This is a genomic window from Micropruina sp., from assembly GCF_047607385.1.
Taxonomy (GTDB): domain Bacteria; phylum Actinomycetota; class Actinomycetes; order Propionibacteriales; family Propionibacteriaceae; genus Micropruina.
Window position 1 is genome coordinate 13,342 of sequence record NZ_JASGDE010000070.1, and the last position, 14,866, is coordinate 28,207.

The window sequence follows — 14,866 nt, forward strand, 5'->3', positions numbered from 1 at the left end:
GCACCTGCCCGCCAACTCGTTCAGATTCGCGGGCGCCCTGTGGACAACTCGTGCCCAGCCCCCGCCGGTCACCCTCTCGGCGTCTGGATTCGAACATCGAATCGCCTCGGCGGGACCCTCGTACTACCTTGTCACAACGCTATAGAGCGATGGTTCCGAGCAGGCCAGGGCAGCCTTTCCTTGCTTGCGCGCGGCTCGGCGAGGGGTCACAGTGGGCGAATGAGCACCACCACCGCTGCCCGGCCGGACGCCGCACTGGCGTCCCGGCTGAACTGGCTGCGGGCCGGGGTGCTGGGCGCGAACGACGGCATCGTGTCCACCGCCAGCCTGGTCTTCGGGGTGGCCGGCGCCACCAGCGACTCCTTCGCGCTGCTGATCGCCGGCATCGCGGGCATGGTCGCCGGCGCACTGTCGATGGGCGGCGGCGAGTACGTCTCGGTGAGCACCCAGCGGGACACCGAGAAGGCTGCCGTGGAGCGGGTACGGCAGCAGCTGTCCACCACCCCGCAGGCCAAGCTCGACGAGCTCGCGGCGCACTACGCCGCGGGCGGGCTCTCCCCCGAACTGGCCGGACGGGTGGCGTCCGAGCTGTCCGCACACGACGCCCTCGGCGTCCATGCCCGGGAGCTGCTCGGCATCGACGCCGACGAGCAGACCAACCCGTGGCATGCCGCGATCGCCTCCACGACTGCTTTCACCCTCGGCGCGCTGGTGCCGCTGCTGGCCATCGTGGCCTCACCGGTCCCGGTGCGCCTGGTCGTCACCGTCGTGGCGGTGCTGGTCGCCCTGGCCGGAACCGGCTACACCAGCGCCCGGCTCAGCGGCGCCGGGACGCTCCGCCCCGTACTGCGCAATGTGATCGTCGGCGGCCTGGCGATGGGCCTCACCTACGCCGCCGGCAGCCTGGTCGGCGGGTACCTCTAGCCGGCGTCCGCTTCCTCCAGCAGGTCGCGGAACCGGACCCTCAGGTCGTCCCACTCGCTGGGCGGAATGATGCCCTCGTTCAAGTCCTCCAGCATGTCTTGCAGGCCGGGTCGGACACCCTGAGCCTCCAACTCCTCCAGGCAGACCGTCTGTAAGGCCCCGTTGCCGTTCACCCAGGCCGCCAGGGCGAGCACGGCCAGCGGCTGGCTCTGCGTGCCGTGCGGACAGGCCCGGACCACCCGGCTCCACAGCTCGACCCAGGAATCCGCGGCCGCCGGTTCCAGGGAGAGCACCGCCTGGTCCCGCGCCTGCGGGTGGTTGATCAGCAGCCCCAGCCAGGCCAACTCGTCCGGCCCCAGCCCGGCCGGATCGCGCAGCGCCGACGCCAGGGCACCCAGCAGTTCCCGCACCCAGGCCGACGAGTCCAGCGGCATCGCGCGCTGCAACGCGCGGAACCAGCACGCCTCGACCGTCGCCGCCTGCCCGGGGTCGGCACGCAACTGCTCGGCGAGCATGCCGCGGCGAGGCCGCGCCTGCAAACCATGCAGGGTCGCCGATGCCGCGGCGGCGCTGGACCTGGGGTCGTGGTCGAACTGCGGCCCCCAACAGTCGCCGACCCGGTAGCGGCCCCCGCTGACGCAGGCCGGGTCGCCGATCATCGCGTCGCCCAGGTGCTTGCGACCGCGCCGGAGCAGCGCCCAGCCGGCTCGCTCCTCCGCGGCGTACGCCACCAGCCACATCCCCGCCGCCGGCCAGCGCAGCAGCATCCGATCGATCATCAGTTCCAGGTGGTTGGCGGGCTGCAGGTCACCCAGGTCGGCACGGGCGGTCAACTCGATGCGCCCGTTGTCGATGACGATCAGCACCATCGACTCCTCCGGGTGAAAGCCGAGCAGGTGCGGGATCACACCGAGCAGATCGGGCAGGTCGCGGACGCGGGCCACGGGAACCGAGGTGTCAGAAGTCATGCCATCAGTGACCGCCCGGGCCGGGAAAAGTGTTCAAAACTCTCGACGCCCGGCCTGCGGCTGTGGACAGCACCGGTGCGAGTAGCCTGAGTTGCGATGACCAGCACACCAGGCAACGGCTGGCCCGGCTCGACTCCCCCGGGCTCCGGCTCGACTCCCCCGGGCTCCGGCTCGACTCCCCCGTGGGGAGCCCAGCCGCCGAACCCGGGCGCCCAACAGCCCCGCCCGGGAACCGGCCCCGGACCGCAGCAGTACCCCGGCCAGAGCCCGTACCCTCCGCCCCATCCGGGTGCCCAACCGCCGTACCCCGGCCAACCGCCCTACCCGAGCCAGTCTTCCTACCCGAGCCAGCCGCCCTACGGAGCGCCGGATTCAGCTCAGCCACAGAACGCCCCTCAGGGCTTCCCACAGCAGCCGGGCTTCGATCCCCGGCAGGCCCTCGGCGCCCAGCGTCCGGCGTCAGTGTCGATCGGCCAGTTCGCCCCGCCGCCCAACCGCACCCCGATGCTGATCACCGTCGTCGCGCTGGTCGTGCTGGTGCTGGTGATCGTCGGCGGCAGCTACGTCCGCTCGCTGCCGGAGAGCACCCCGAGCAGCAGCCCGACCCCCAGCCAGACCGCCTCGGCCGGCCCCGGCCTGCCGTTCAACACCCCGGACGAGCGGCAGAAGGGCCGCTGGGAGATCCTGGACTCGGAGTGGACCGACGAGGGCCTGCAGCTGCAGCTCCGGATCTACTCCGACGGCGGGCCGATCACCTTCGGCTTCATGGCCTTCGCCAACGCCACCACCGAGGTGATCCGGCCGACCAGCAGCCCGCGGTCCCCCGACATCCGCACCGGGACGGCGTCACCGGCCCGCGCGGCCACCGGTTACGTGTTCTTCCCGATGTCGCGCGGGGACGCCACCATCATCCTGACCACCGGCACCGGACGCCAGATGTCCGCGCTGCCGGTCAAGGGCTGAGCGAACCGCCCAGACCCGACACGCAGCACGCAACGCGGCCCGCAGCAACCCAAGAACTACGGTGCCACCGGTTGCTCGGCACCGGCCACCGGAAGCACCGGAACCGAGCGGGCGGCGTCCGGGTGATGCTTGGACAGCAGCACCACGCCCCACACCGCGAAGACCCCGGCCAGCGCCATCCCGACGCCCGCCAACGGGCTGATCCGGACGCCCTCGCCGAGCACGATCAGCCCGAAGCTGACCGCCACGATCGGATCGGTGGTGGTCATCGAACCGACGGTGATCTCGGCCGGTCCGTTGGCCAGGCCCTGCTGCACCATGAACCCGCCGATGCCGTAGGAGAGCACCAGGAAGGGCGCCACCACCCAGAAGATCGGCATGCCGTGGAAGCCGTCGTGCTTGACCACCTCCGAGGTGGTCTTCACCATGCCGGCCGACAGGCCGTAGAAGAAGGAGCCGCCGGAAGCCCACATCAGGCAGCGCAGCCGCGCCGGGCCCTTCCAGCCCAGCAGGCCGAGGGTGGCGCCGATCACGCTGACCACGACGCAACCGATGCCGATCGCCGTCGGGTTGAGCACGGTGTGGTCGGACGCCGCACTGGCCGACAGCAGGGTGAACAGCACGATGCCGGACACGGTGATCGCCACCGAGAGCCACATCGTCCGGGTCACCGTGTGCCGGTGGATCCGGGCCGCCATCAGCACCGCCCACGGCACGGCCAGGATGCCGACCGGCTGCACCACGGTGACCGGCGCCAGCATCAGCGCCACGATGTGCGCCGACGCCCCGATGAAAATAGTGAACAGGCCGAGCAGCCACAGCGGGGTGCGGATCAGCCGCCACAACTGGCGCAGGCCCATCGCCCGGTTCTCGGCGTCGGGGTCGACCAGGCGCCCGACAGCGAGGTGTTGCATCGTCGAGCCGCCCGCGTAGGCGACCGATGAGCACACCACGATGGCGATGGCGAGCGGGATGTTCTGCTCGAACAGGGAGAACCCTGGTCCGGACAACGGCAGCATCGGCGTCCAATCTGACGGAGCGTCGGGGTCAGCCTACTCGCCTCGCACAGCGGGGCCATAGGAACCGGATTTCCCGGCGCAGCCGGGCCCCCGCGACGCTGATCACCCGGCTTGTCGGGAGCTCATCCGGAGTAGGGTCTTCCCCATGTCCACCCCGTTCCGCCCGATCGGCTCCGGCCGGGCCGGCTCCACCCCCCGGGCGCTCCTGGCCAGAACCGGCCTGGTCGCCGTCGGCGCGCTGCTGGCCCTGACCGGGTGCACCGCCGACGACCCCGATCCCGGTCCCTCGCTGATCGGCACCCGCGGCCAGCTCTGCGATGGCCGGGTGGACGCCGCGAAGGCCGAGTCGGTGATCGATCAGCCGGTCTCGGGGCTGCGCGAACTGTCCACCTTCGAGGCCGGACGCCGCGTCGGCGAATGCGCCCTGCAGAGCGAGGACGGTGGCGCGCTGCTCTCGGTGCAGGTGGTCCACGACCCCAAGGGCACGGTGCTGTTGTCCGAGCTGGAGAAGCTCAGCCAGACCGACAACTACAGCGGCGACCAGCGCTCCGGCGTGACCGGCGAAAGCCGTTCCACCACGGCCCTGCTGGCCGTCGACAACCACTACTACGTGCGGGTGCTCGGCCTCGGCGGCACCTCCGAGCAGCAGCGGCAGGCGGCGCTCGAACTGGCCGAGGACGTCGCCACCCACACCGCGCCGCTCAAGTAGCACTACCAGCAGCATGCACGACGGGCGCTCTCCGGGACAGATCCCGGGAGCGCCCGTCGCACTGTGTCAGAAGAACCGAGGGGTCAGAACCCGAGGGCCTTCAGCGACTCCTTCAGGGTGGCCGCCGAGCGGCGCAGCATGGTGATCTCCTGCGCGTCCAGCGGCACGTCCAGGACCCGCTCGATGCCCTTGCTGGACACCAGGCTGGGCACCGACAGCGCCACGTCGTAGAGGTCGTGCCAGCCGTTCAGCACGCTGGACAGCGGGAAGACCGCGCGCTTGCTGCTGAGCAGGGCCTCGGTCAGCCGGGCACCGGTCAGGCCGATCGCGTAGTTGGTGGCGCCCTTGCCCTCGATCACCGTGTAGGCGGCGTGCATGGCCTCGTCCGACAGCTGGGCGAGCAGGGTCTCGTCGAACATCCGCTTGCCGGTCGAGTCGACCCAGTCGCGGATCGGGATGCTGGTGATCTTGGCGCTGGACCAGACCGGGAACTCGCTGTCGCCGTGCTCGCCCATGATGGTGGCGTGCACGTGCGCCGGCGACAGCCGCGCCACCTGGGCGATGGCGAACCGGAGCCGGGAGGTGTCCAGCATGGTGCCGGTGGAGAACACCCGGCTGGTCGGCAGGCCGCTGATCTTCTGCGCCACCACGGTGAGCACGTCACAGGGGTTGGTGACCAGGACGTAGAGCGCGTCCGGAGCCTGCTCGAGCAGTTGCGGCATCAGCGACTTGAGGATGTTGACGTTGGTCGCGGCCAGGTCGAGCCGGGTCTGCCCGGGGCGCTGCTTGGCTCCGGCGGTGATGATCACCACGTCGGAGTCCTTGACCACCTCGATGTTGCCGCCGCCGATCACGCCGGACGACGGGGTGAACTGGGTGCCATGGCACAGGTCGCGGACCTCGGCATCCGCCTTCTTGCCATCCAGGTCGTACAGCGCGATCTCCTCCGCGGAACCGCGGATCAACGATGCGTAGGCAAGGGACGAGCCGACGGCGCCGGCGCCGATCACGGAAAGCTTGGACGGGGTGCTGGTGGTAGTCGCCATGAAGCCAACGTTAGCGAGCGGTCCCGCTCCCCGCGGCTGAAACGAAGGTTTACCTAATCCCCGTCACCGCCCCGGTCGCCGCCGTGCGCCGCGGCCCGCTACGGCGTGCTGCCGGCGCTCGGCGCGGGAACCTTGGACGGCTGCTCGTGCGCCGGTTCCCGGGTGCCGCTCGGCGTCGGAGCGCTGCGGGACGAGTGGGACGGGGTTGGATCCGAGGTGGCCTTGGATTCGCTCGGCTTGGGATCCGGCGCGTCCTTCGACTCGCTCGGCTTGGGATCCGGCGTCTCCTTCGACTCACTGGGCGTCGGAGTGGGCGTCGGCGAGGTGCTCGGTTCCGGTGTCTCGGACGGCTCCGGAGAGGGCGTCTTCGACGGTCCCGGCGTCGGGGTCTTCGACGGGGACGGGGTCTTCGACGGGGCCGGCGTCTTGGACGGGGCCGGGGTCTTGGACGCCGTCGGCGAGGGCGATGCGCTCGGCTTGCCGGAGTTGCTCGGCGACGGGCTGGGCGACGCGGTCGGCCCGAGATCCTTGATCGGACCGCTCGGACGCGGCGAGGACTTGCCGGTCAGGTACGGCGCGGGATCGACGTAGCCGCCGTTCTCCTTGATCTCGAAGTGCAGATGGCAGCCGGTCGACAGCCCGGTGGTGCCGGAGAGCGCGATGCCCTGCCCGGTGTCCACCCGATCGCCGACCCGGACGCCGATCCGGGACAGGTGCGCGTACTTGCTGATCACCTGCTTGCCCTTGTAGCGGCCGTGATCGACGACCACCAGGTTGCCGTAGCCGCCGTTGGGCCCGGCCTGGATCACCGTGCCGCGGTAGGCGGCCACCACCACCGTGCCGCAGGCGGCATGCATGTCGACGCCGTTGTGCATCCGCCAGTAGTGCAGGATCGGGTGGAACCGCTGGCCGAAGCCTCCGGTGATCGCCCCGGGCACCGGCGAGACGAAGTCGGTGCCGTTGGCGGCCACCGCCTTCCCCGGTGGAGGCGGCGGCGCGAGCGTGTCGTCGTGGTCGAGATCGTCGCGCGCGGCGTTCCGGCCGGGCGCCGGCTGCGTCGATTCGGTGGCGAACCGTTCGTGCTGCTCCGGAGCCACGCCGGCCGGCGCCACACTCGCCGGAACGGCCTGCACCGGCCGCGGCACGGCGACGGACGCCGACGACCTGGTCAGCACCGGCGCCAGGAGCACCGCGACGACGATGGCGGCCGCATTCAGCAGATAGGAACGCAGCGGCAGCCGCTCCCCCGCCGGCCTTCGCGGACGTCGGTGATGCACCTTTCCGGCACCGACGCGTCGCGGCGTGGAATCCGGATTCGTGCGAGAGTTATTGCGTGGCAGCGTGACCATTCCCCCCAGACCTTTCTCGCGACCAACGTGCGGAGCCTAGCAAGAAAGTGCCTGCCCAACGGGCGCCCAATACGTTCCCTGAGGGTTTCTCAAGGATAATTACAGCATTTCCCAGGTGTGCACGGGGGTATTGCCGTGCATCTGGTCGGCATACGCCGCCACCATGCGTCGCAATGCCTCCACCCGGGGAATTCCGGACGCCTCCAGCGCGCGAACGGCCTCGATCTGCCATTGCGCCCCGTTCATGCCGGTCTTGCAGCGTCCCTCCACGATGCCGAGCAGCCGGTCCCGCACCGCCGGATCGACGCCCCAGGCGTCCAGGCCGCGGTAGGCCAGCGGGAGCAGGTGCCGCAGGATCAACTCCGAGGCGGGCAGCTCGCCGACCCCGGGCCAGAACAGGTCGGCGTCGATCCCCTGCCGGGCGCCGGCCAGGAAATTGGCCCCGGCCGTGGAGAACGCCATCCGGCTCCACAGCGGTCGGTCCTCGGCCGCCAGGGTGCGCAACGTTCCGTAGTAGAAAGCGGCATTGGCAAGGATGTCCACCACCGTCGGGCCGGCCGGCAGCACCCGGTTCTCCAGCCGCAGGTGCGGCGTCCCGCCGGCCAGGTCGTAAATCGGCCGGTTCCAGCGGTAGATGGTGCCGTTGTGCAGTCGCATCTCGGCCAGTTGCGGGGCGCCGCCCGCGTCGAAGACGGCCTGCGGGTCCTCCGGGTCCAGCTCCGGCAGCAGGGCCGGGAACCAGCGGGAGTTCTCCTCGAAGAGGTCGAAGATCGAGGTGATCCACCGCTCCCCGAACCACACCCGGGGCCGGACCCCCTGGTTGGCGTACTCGATGGGCCGGGTGTCAGTGGCCTGCTCGAACAGCACGATCCGGGTCTCCGCCCACAGCTGCCGGCCCATCAGGAACGGCGAATTGGCGGCCAGCGCCAATTGCGGTCCGGCCAGCACCTGCGCGGCGTTCCAGTGATCGGCGAATTCCTCCGGACGGATCTGCAGATGCAATTGCATCGAGGTGCAGGCCGATTCCGGCGCCACCGAATCGACATAACGGGTGAGGAACTCCCCGCCGGGCCCCTCGATGTCGATGTGGATGTCCTCGCCCCGCGCGGCCAGCACCGCGTCGTTGATCGCGGCGTAGCGGAGGTTGTCGCTCATCCAGTCGCCCTCGAACGTCTCCGCCGTCACCGTGGGCAGGATGCCGGTCATGATGATGTGCGTGCCCAGCGCCGAGGAGCGCCGTTCGGCCTCGTTAATGGATTCCCGCAGCGTGGCCTCCAGCCGGGCCAGGGCGTCTCCGGCCAGCGGCGCCGGCGGGACGTTGAATTCGATGTTGAACCGGCCGAGCTCGGTCTGATACTCCGGGTCGGCGATCGCCGCCAGCACGTCGGCGTTGTCCAGCTTCGGCCGGTAGTCGCCACCGACCAGATTCAACTCGATCTCCATGCCGCTCATCGGCTCGTCGAAGTCGAAGCTGTCGGCGGCGAGCATCTGCTCGAAGACGTCCAGGCAGTGCCGCACCTTTTCGCGGTACCGCTGCCGCTGTTCCCTGGTGTACGTCGTCGACTCGATGTCACGCCCCATGGCGGGGAGTATGACTCACCCCAGCCGGAGACGCACCACCCCAACCGCGAGAATCTGCCCGAAGAAGCGGCCCGGAGCCGGATCGGCCCCGGCGTCCGCGGTTCATCGCGAGCTGCGCACTCTGGCGCTCCGGGTGGAGGCCCGCTAGCATCGACGTTCAGTAAGTTGAACGCCGTTCTCTAGAATGAATGGAGTCACCACATGGACGTGGGTTTCATCGGCCTCGGACGCATGGGCCTTCCGATGGCCGGGCACATCCAGAAGCATGCCACGGGCGGACGCCTGATCCTGCTCGACCGCTTTCCCGACCGGCTCGCCGACCTGGTGTCCGGCGGCGCCGAACTGGCTGCGAACCCACGGGAGGTCGCCGCCGACAGCGACCTGATCATCCTGATGGTGCCCGCCATCGGTGACATCGAGGCGCTGCTGGACGGCCCGGACGGGTTGCTCGCCGGGCTGCGGAAGCCGCTCATCCTGGTGGTCTCGTCGACCACGTCGGCCAAGGACGTCCGCGATCTGCAGGCCCGGCTGGACGACCAGCCGCATCCGGTCACCGTCGTCGACGCCCCGGTCAGCGGCGGCGTCGAGGGCGCCGAGGCCGGCGCGCTGTCGATCATGATCGGCGGGCCGGACGAGGCCGCCGCGACCGCGGTGGCGGTGATGTCGGCGACCGGCACGGCCGTGCACCTGGGGCCGCTCGGCGCGGGCCAGGTCGCCAAGGCCTGCAATCAGCTGATCGTCGCGGCCGAGGTGGTCGCGGTGGCCGAGGCGTCCCTGCTCGCCGAACGCGCCGGGCTGGACGTCGGACGGCTGTTCGACCTGCTCTCCACCGGCTACGCGGGCTCGCGGATCATGGAGGTCAAGGGACCCAAGTTCGTCAACCACGACCACACCGCCGCCGGCCCGGCGAAGTTCCTGATCAAGGACCTCAAGGCGGTCATCGAGGAGGCGGACGTCTCCGGGTTGCGCCTGGTCACCGCCGAACCGCTGCTCGCGGCCTACACCGCACTGACCGAGGCCGGCCTGGGCGACGAGGACGCCTCGGTGGTGCAGCAGTGGATCGAGGACGCCTCGGCGTCCGAGACAGCGAACGGCTGACCGATCATGTTCGACCCTCTGAACGGCTAGGGGGCCCGGCATGCCCGTACGCGGCGGAACCGACGTCACGCCCCCCGGCGCCGCACCGGCGGTGAGCCGGGCGGTGGCGGTGCTGGACGCCCTGGCGTCCAGCGAGTCGGGGATCATGACGCTGTCCGACCTGAGCCGGGATCTGGGGGTTCCGAAGTCGTCCACCAGCACGATCTGCACCGCCCTGGAACTGGGCGGGCTGATCCGGCGCGACGACCTCGGGTATTCGCTGGGCCGCAAGCTGGTCGAGTTGGGCGGGGCCTACCTGTCCCGGCTCGACCAGGTCAGCGAATTCCACCGGGCCTGCCTGGAGTCGGACGTGCTGCGCGGCGAGACGCTGCGGCTCTCCACCGCCGCCGGCATCGACACGCTGTGCCTGGCCCGCTACGAGGGCCACCCGGCGGTCCGGCTGACCACCAACATCGGCGACCGGCTGCCGGCGTCCTCGTGCGCACAGGGCAAGGCGCTGCTGGCCAGGCTGGACGATTCCGAGATCGAGCGGCTCTACTACGGCATCGACGAGCTGCCGCAGCTGACCAGCCGTTCCCGGCGCACGGTCCCCCGGCTGCTCAAGGACGTCCGGCTGGCCCGGGCCCGCGGCTACGCGATCGACGACGAGGAGTCGGCCGACAGCGTGGTCGGACTCGCCGTGGTGGTACCGACCCGCGGCGTCCGGGCGCCGATCCTGGCGATCAGCGTGACCAAGCACAAGTCCGACTGGAACGACGAGGTCCGCGACGTGCTGGTGAAAGAACTCACCCGGGTGGCCACCCTGCTGGGCAACCCGATGGCCACCGGCTGACGCTCCCCACTCCGATCGTGGACGCACTCTGACCAAGATTGTTCGATCTATTGCCCACCGTTCGATCTATAGGGCATGATGGAGCTACCGCATAGAGAACAAAGGAGCTCTCATGTCTGAGCAACACACACGGCCACCTTCCCAAGAGCCAGCTGTCGACCCCGTCCAACTCCGTCGCGCGACCCTGGCCTCATCGGTCGGCTCCGCCCTGGAGTACTACGACTTCTACATCTACAGCCTCGCCAGCGCACTGATCTTCGGCGAACTCTTCTTCAAGCCGCTCGGTCCGACCGGTGCCACCATCGCCTCTCTCGGCACCCTGGCGGTCGGCTTCGCCGCCCGCCCGATCGGCGGACTGGTCTTCGGCGCCATGGGCGACCGGCTCGGCCGCAAGGTCGTGCTGATCATCACCATCGCCCTGATGGGCGGCTCGTCGATGCTGATCGGCATGCTGCCCACCTACGACATGGCCGGCATCTGGGGCGCGATCCTGCTGGTCGCGCTGCGCATCGCCCAGGGCCTCGGCGCCGGCGCGGAGCAGGCCGGCGCGACCGTGCTGATCTCGGAGTTCGCGCCACCTCAGCGGCGCGGCTTCTTCGCCTCACTGCCGTTCGTCGGCATCCAGATCGGCACCCTGTTGGGCGCCGGCACCTTTGCCCTGCTCGGTCTCGCTCACCGCGAGGTGCTCTTCGGCTGGCTGTGGCGGGTGCCCTTCCTGCTCGGCGCCGTGCTGATCATCGTCGCCGTCGTGATCCGGATGCGGCTCAAGGAGTCCCCGGCCTTCGAGGCCCTCGAGGAGGCCGAGGCGCACCGTGAGGCGCCCGTCAAGCAGTCCGTCGGTCAGGCGATCTCCACCTCGCGGCGCAACATCCTGATCGGCATCGGGCTGCGGATGGGTGAGAACGGCAACTCCTCGATCTACTCGGCACTGCTGCTGGCCTACGTGGCGAGCCTTGAGGTTTACAAGGGCCAGCAGTTGATCGGGACCTGGGGTGCAGTGGTGGCGGCTGCCATCTCGATCTTCACCGTGGTGTTCTTCGGAGCCCTCTCCGACCGCTTCGGCCGGGTTCAGGTGTACCGCTGGGGAGCCTTCTTCAGCGCAGCGTTCGCCTTCCCCGGCATCTGGCTGCTCACCCTGGGCCAGGTCTGGCTGGTGCTGCTGGTGATGGGCGTCGGTATCGGCATCGGTGTTCAAGCCATGCTCGGCCCGCAGTGCGCGATGCTGCCGGAGCTCTTCGGCAATCAGCACCGGTTCACCGGTGTGGCCACGGCTCGAGAGTTCTCCGCGGTGATCGCCGGCGGCATCGCCCCGCTGGTCGGAGCCTCGATCCTGGCCGTCACCGGCAACGCCTGGTGGGTCATCGCCAGCTACTCGGCGCTGCTGTCCCTGATCTCGTTCCTTACGACCTTCGTCACCCCGGAGACCAAGGGTCGTAGTCTGACCGACCTCAACGACGCCGGACAGGAGACTGTGCATGTCTGAGCAGGACAAGGTGCGGGTGGTCGTCGCCACCCCGCTGGCCCCGGAACTGTGCGACCGCGTCGCGGCCGTCGACCCTCGGGTCGAGGTGGTCGTCGACCAGGAGCTGCTGCCCCCGATGCGCCATCCGGCGGACTTCGCCGGCGACCCGTCGTTCCACCGGACGCCGGAGCAGCAGGCCCGCTTCGACGCCCTGGTGGACAGCGCCGAGGTGCTCTACGGCATCCCGGACGTCCAGCCGCCCGCGCTGGCCCGTACCGTCGCGGCGAACCCGAAGCTGCGCTGGGTGATGACCATGGCGGCCGGCGGCGGCAGCCAGGTGCTCGCCGCGAATCTGCCGGACGAGGCTCTGCAGCGGATCGTGTTCACCACCTCGGCGGGCGCCCATGGCATCCCGCTGGCCGAGTGGGCGATCTTCGGGCTGTTCTGCGGCCGCAAGGAGCTCCCCCGGCTGCAGCGGCAGCAGCGCGCCCACGACTGGCCGACCCGGGTGGTCGGACATCCCATCGAGGGCAGCACGGTGCTGATCGCCGGCCTGGGCGGCATCGGCCAGCAGGTGGCCAAACGGTGCAAGGCGCTGGGCATGACGGTGCTCGGCCTGAAGCGCCGGGTCAGCGAGGTCGAGAACGTCGACGAAGTGCATGCGCTGGACGATCTGGAGAGCATCGTCGGCCGCGCCGACCACATCGTGCTCACCCTGCCCGGCACTCCGCAGACCGAGAAGCTGATCAACGGCCGCATCCTGTCTCTGGCCAAGCCGGGCGTCACCGTGGTCAACGTGGGACGCGGCACCGTGATCGACGAGGACGCGCTGGTCGACGCGCTGCGCTCCGGACAGGTCGGTTTCGCCGCCCTCGACGTCTTCGCCGTCGAGCCGCTGCCCGCCGATTCCCCGCTGTGGGATCTGGAGAACGTGCTGGTCAGCCCGCATTCCGGCGGCCTGGACAGCAAGGAGGACGAGCGCATCTGTGCGATCTTCTGCGACAACCTGCGGGCCTACCTGGCCGGTCGTCCGCTGGCCAACGTGGTCGATCCGTCCTCGGGTTACTGAGGTGGAGCTCTTCGTCAGTGCCAATGACGCCAAGCTGGTCCGCGACGCCGGCCGGGACCTGTTCCCGGCCGGCGTCGGCGCTGACACGCTCAGCCTGATCGATCTGGACGCCGAACCGCCCGCCGTGCTGGCCACGGTCGACGTCCGCACCTCGATCGTCGGGCCACCGCAGGCGGTCGCGCTCGCCCCCGCCGGACAGCTGGCGGCGGTCGCCGCGCCCACCTCCTACGACGCCGCTGCCGGGACGCTGGTCTTCCACGAGGTACTGCAGCTGGTCCGGTTCGACGGATCCTCGGCGAGCGTCGAGGTGATCGAGCTGGGCAGCCATCCGCAGGCGGTGGCCTTCACCCCGGACGGACGGCGACTGCTGGTCACCACGGTCGGCGGCGAGGTGGTCGTCTTCGACATCGCCGACGGCCGGGCGGAGCAGCGGCAGCGGGTCCCGGTGTCGTCGGGACGGCTCGCCGGCATCGGCGTACTGCCGGACGGCAGCGCGGCGATCGTCTCGCTGCGCGACGAGCAGGGTGCGGCCGTCCTCGACCTCACCGGCCCGGATGTCGTGGCCCGACCGCAGCGGCTGGCCACCGGCGTCAGCCCCTACGTGGTGGACGTCGACGCCGCGGGCCGCTGGGCGGTGATCGGCAGCGTCGGCTGGGCCGGCAAGGACGTCCGGGGCGGACAGAGCGTGGCGGACGCCGACCTGGTCACCCTGGTGGACGCCTCGTCCACACCGTTGACATCGGTCGATCACGCCGCGGTGCCGTCGGTGCCGGAAGGGGTGGCGATCTCCCCCGACGGTCGTTGGGTGGTGGCGTTGTGCATGGCGGGCAGCCAGATCCCGCCGGAGCAGCCCGGCCACAGCGACACCGGACGCCTGGTGCTGCTCGCCAACGACGACGGACGACTGCGCCGGGTCGCCGAGCTGCCCACCGGTGCCGCCGCGCAAGGGGTGGTGTTCAGCAGGGATTCCGAGCGGATCGTCGCCCAGCTGTACGCGGACCGCTGCCTGGCCGTCTACCGGATCTCCGGCGAGGGGTTGACCGACACCGGCGTCCACATCGACCTGCCGGGTGGTCCGGCTTCCCTGCGCCGGGGCTGACCCACCGCACGCCGACCCCTTGGAGGTTCCCCCGGTAGGCACGATCGGTCGGCCGCCCTACCGGCGGAACCCCTTGGGGTGAGACCGGCGCCACGGCCGGCGGGGCTAGCCTGAACCCTCGTGGGTGAGGCCGTTGCGATCGCGATGCTGGTGGTCGTGCTGGGCTTCGCCGTGGTGCGTCCGCGGGGTCTGCCCGAGGCGGTCGCCGCGGTCCCGGCAGCCGCCGTCGTGCTGCTCACCGGCGCACTGAGCTGGGACCGGGCCTGGGCCGAGATCGCCCAGCTCTTCCCGGTGGTGGCCTTCCTGGCCGCGGTGCTGGTGATCAGCGAACTCTGCGACGCCGACGGGCTGTTCCGCTACGCCGGCGCGCTGATGGCGGCGCGCAGCCGGGGCGACCCGCACCGGCTGCTGGTCTTCGTCTTCCTGCTGGCCGCCGGCGTCACCGCGGTGTTGTCGCTGGACGCCACCGTGGTGCTGGTCACCCCGGTGGTGTTCGCGACGGCGTCCCGGATGGGGGTGCGGCCGCGGCCGCACGCCTACGCCTGCACCCATTTGGCCAATGCCGGCTCACTGCTGCTGCCGGTGTCCAATCTGACCAACCTACTGGCGATGTCGGCCGCCGGGCTCGGGTTCCTGTCCTTCGCCGGGCTGATGGCGCTGCCTTGGCTGGCGGTGCTGACGGTCGAATACCTGGCGTTCCGGCAATTCTTCGGCTCCGACCTGTCCATCCCGGCGACGGATCCGGAG

General features: G+C 70.4%; 14 protein-coding genes. 9 read left to right on the forward strand and 5 right to left on the reverse strand.

From position 1 onward, the window contains the following. Positions 1–219 precede the first annotated feature (219 nt). On the forward strand, positions 220–924 hold the full coding sequence (locus tag QM582_RS06335; RefSeq protein ID WP_415082755.1) for a VIT family protein: 705 nt from the start codon (positions 220–222) through the stop codon (positions 922–924). On the opposite strand, the gene QM582_RS06340 is transcribed toward QM582_RS06335, so the two are convergent. Continuing rightward, the gene (locus QM582_RS06340; protein ID WP_415082757.1) at positions 921–1,892 is read right to left on the reverse strand and encodes a DUF4192 domain-containing protein; all 972 of its coding nucleotides are present in this window, start codon (positions 1,890–1,892) and stop codon (positions 921–923) included. The two genes, QM582_RS06335 and QM582_RS06340, sit on opposite strands and share 4 nt — an antisense overlap. A gap of 462 nt (positions 1,893–2,354) precedes the next feature. On the opposite strand from QM582_RS06340, the gene QM582_RS06345 reads away from it, so the two are divergent. Next, the gene (locus tag QM582_RS06345) at positions 2,355–2,855 is read left to right on the forward strand and encodes a hypothetical protein (RefSeq protein ID WP_415082759.1); all 501 of its coding nucleotides are present in this window, start codon (positions 2,355–2,357) and stop codon (positions 2,853–2,855) included. A 56-nt stretch (positions 2,856–2,911) separates the two neighbouring features. On the opposite strand, the gene QM582_RS06350 is transcribed toward QM582_RS06345, so the two are convergent. Further along, positions 2,912–3,874, reverse strand: coding sequence for a hypothetical protein (locus QM582_RS06350; protein WP_415082761.1), 963 nt, complete (start codon positions 3,872–3,874; stop codon positions 2,912–2,914). Between the two features lie 145 nt (positions 3,875–4,019). Here QM582_RS06350 and QM582_RS06355 point away from each other — a divergent pair, with 145 nt between their 5' ends. Beyond that, positions 4,020–4,583 carry a hypothetical protein gene (locus QM582_RS06355; RefSeq protein ID WP_415082763.1) on the forward strand — a complete coding sequence of 188 codons (564 nt, stop codon included), beginning with the start codon at positions 4,020–4,022 and terminating at the stop codon, positions 4,581–4,583. Positions 4,584–4,666: 83 nt separating this feature from the next. On the opposite strand, the gene QM582_RS06360 is transcribed toward QM582_RS06355, so the two are convergent. From QM582_RS06360 to QM582_RS06370, 3 genes are all read right to left on the reverse strand, one after another. Next, on the reverse strand, positions 4,667–5,629 hold the full coding sequence (locus tag QM582_RS06360; RefSeq protein WP_415082765.1) for an L-lactate dehydrogenase: 963 nt from the start codon (positions 5,627–5,629) through the stop codon (positions 4,667–4,669). A 98-nt stretch (positions 5,630–5,727) separates the two neighbouring features. Further along, a complete protein-coding gene (locus QM582_RS06365) occupies positions 5,728–6,906 on the reverse strand; it encodes a peptidoglycan DD-metalloendopeptidase family protein (protein ID WP_415082767.1) in 1,179 nt (392 codons plus the stop codon). 171 nt (positions 6,907–7,077) lie between these two features. Further along, on the reverse strand, positions 7,078–8,559 hold the full coding sequence (locus QM582_RS06370) for a glutamate-cysteine ligase family protein (protein WP_415082769.1): 1,482 nt from the start codon (positions 8,557–8,559) through the stop codon (positions 7,078–7,080). Between the two features lie 201 nt (positions 8,560–8,760). Here QM582_RS06370 and QM582_RS06375 point away from each other — a divergent pair, with 201 nt between their 5' ends. The 6 genes from QM582_RS06375 to QM582_RS06400 form a co-directional block, all read left to right on the forward strand. Next, positions 8,761–9,657: an NAD(P)-dependent oxidoreductase gene (locus tag QM582_RS06375; protein ID WP_415082771.1), complete on the forward strand. Its 897-nt coding sequence runs from the start codon at positions 8,761–8,763 to the stop codon at positions 9,655–9,657. A gap of 40 nt (positions 9,658–9,697) precedes the next feature. Next, a complete protein-coding gene (locus tag QM582_RS06380; protein WP_415082772.1) occupies positions 9,698–10,489 on the forward strand; it encodes an IclR family transcriptional regulator in 792 nt (263 codons plus the stop codon). 112 nt (positions 10,490–10,601) lie between these two features. Further along, positions 10,602–11,972, forward strand: coding sequence for an MFS transporter (locus QM582_RS06385; protein ID WP_415082774.1), 1,371 nt, complete (start codon positions 10,602–10,604; stop codon positions 11,970–11,972). Beyond that, the gene (locus QM582_RS06390) at positions 11,965–13,020 is read left to right on the forward strand and encodes a D-2-hydroxyacid dehydrogenase (RefSeq protein WP_415082776.1); all 1,056 of its coding nucleotides are present in this window, start codon (positions 11,965–11,967) and stop codon (positions 13,018–13,020) included. Before QM582_RS06385 ends, QM582_RS06390 begins: the two co-directional genes overlap by 8 nt. A gap of 1 nt (position 13,021) precedes the next feature. Further along, complete coding sequence (locus tag QM582_RS06395) at positions 13,022–14,119, forward strand: hypothetical protein (protein WP_415082777.1); 1,098 nt, start codon at positions 13,022–13,024, stop codon at positions 14,117–14,119. A 120-nt stretch (positions 14,120–14,239) separates the two neighbouring features. Continuing rightward, the coding region (locus tag QM582_RS06400) for an SLC13 family permease (RefSeq protein WP_415082778.1) at positions 14,240–14,866 on the forward strand (627 nt) is incomplete at its 3' end.

Excerpts from the sequence above, each read along its gene's own strand:
- QM582_RS06375 (WP_415082771.1), top strand. The coding sequence starts at position 8,761 with ATGGACGTGGGTTTCATCGGCCTCGGACGCATGGGCCTTCCGATGGCC.
- QM582_RS06355 (WP_415082763.1), top strand. The coding sequence starts at position 4,020 with ATGTCCACCCCGTTCCGCCCGATCGGCTCCGGCCGGGCCGGCTCCACC.
- QM582_RS06360 (WP_415082765.1), bottom strand. The coding sequence starts at position 5,629 with ATGGCGACTACCACCAGCACCCCGTCCAAGCTTTCCGTGATCGGCGCC.
- QM582_RS06380 (WP_415082772.1), top strand. The coding sequence starts at position 9,698 with ATGCCCGTACGCGGCGGAACCGACGTCACGCCCCCCGGCGCCGCACCG.
- QM582_RS06335 (WP_415082755.1), top strand. The coding sequence starts at position 220 with ATGAGCACCACCACCGCTGCCCGGCCGGACGCCGCACTGGCGTCCCGG.
- QM582_RS06370 (WP_415082769.1), bottom strand. The coding sequence starts at position 8,559 with ATGGGGCGTGACATCGAGTCGACGACGTACACCAGGGAACAGCGGCAG.
- QM582_RS06340 (WP_415082757.1), bottom strand. The coding sequence starts at position 1,892 with ATGACTTCTGACACCTCGGTTCCCGTGGCCCGCGTCCGCGACCTGCCC.
- QM582_RS06385 (WP_415082774.1), top strand. The coding sequence starts at position 10,602 with ATGTCTGAGCAACACACACGGCCACCTTCCCAAGAGCCAGCTGTCGAC.
- QM582_RS06350 (WP_415082761.1), bottom strand. The coding sequence starts at position 3,874 with ATGCTGCCGTTGTCCGGACCAGGGTTCTCCCTGTTCGAGCAGAACATC.
- QM582_RS06390 (WP_415082776.1), top strand. The coding sequence starts at position 11,965 with ATGTCTGAGCAGGACAAGGTGCGGGTGGTCGTCGCCACCCCGCTGGCC.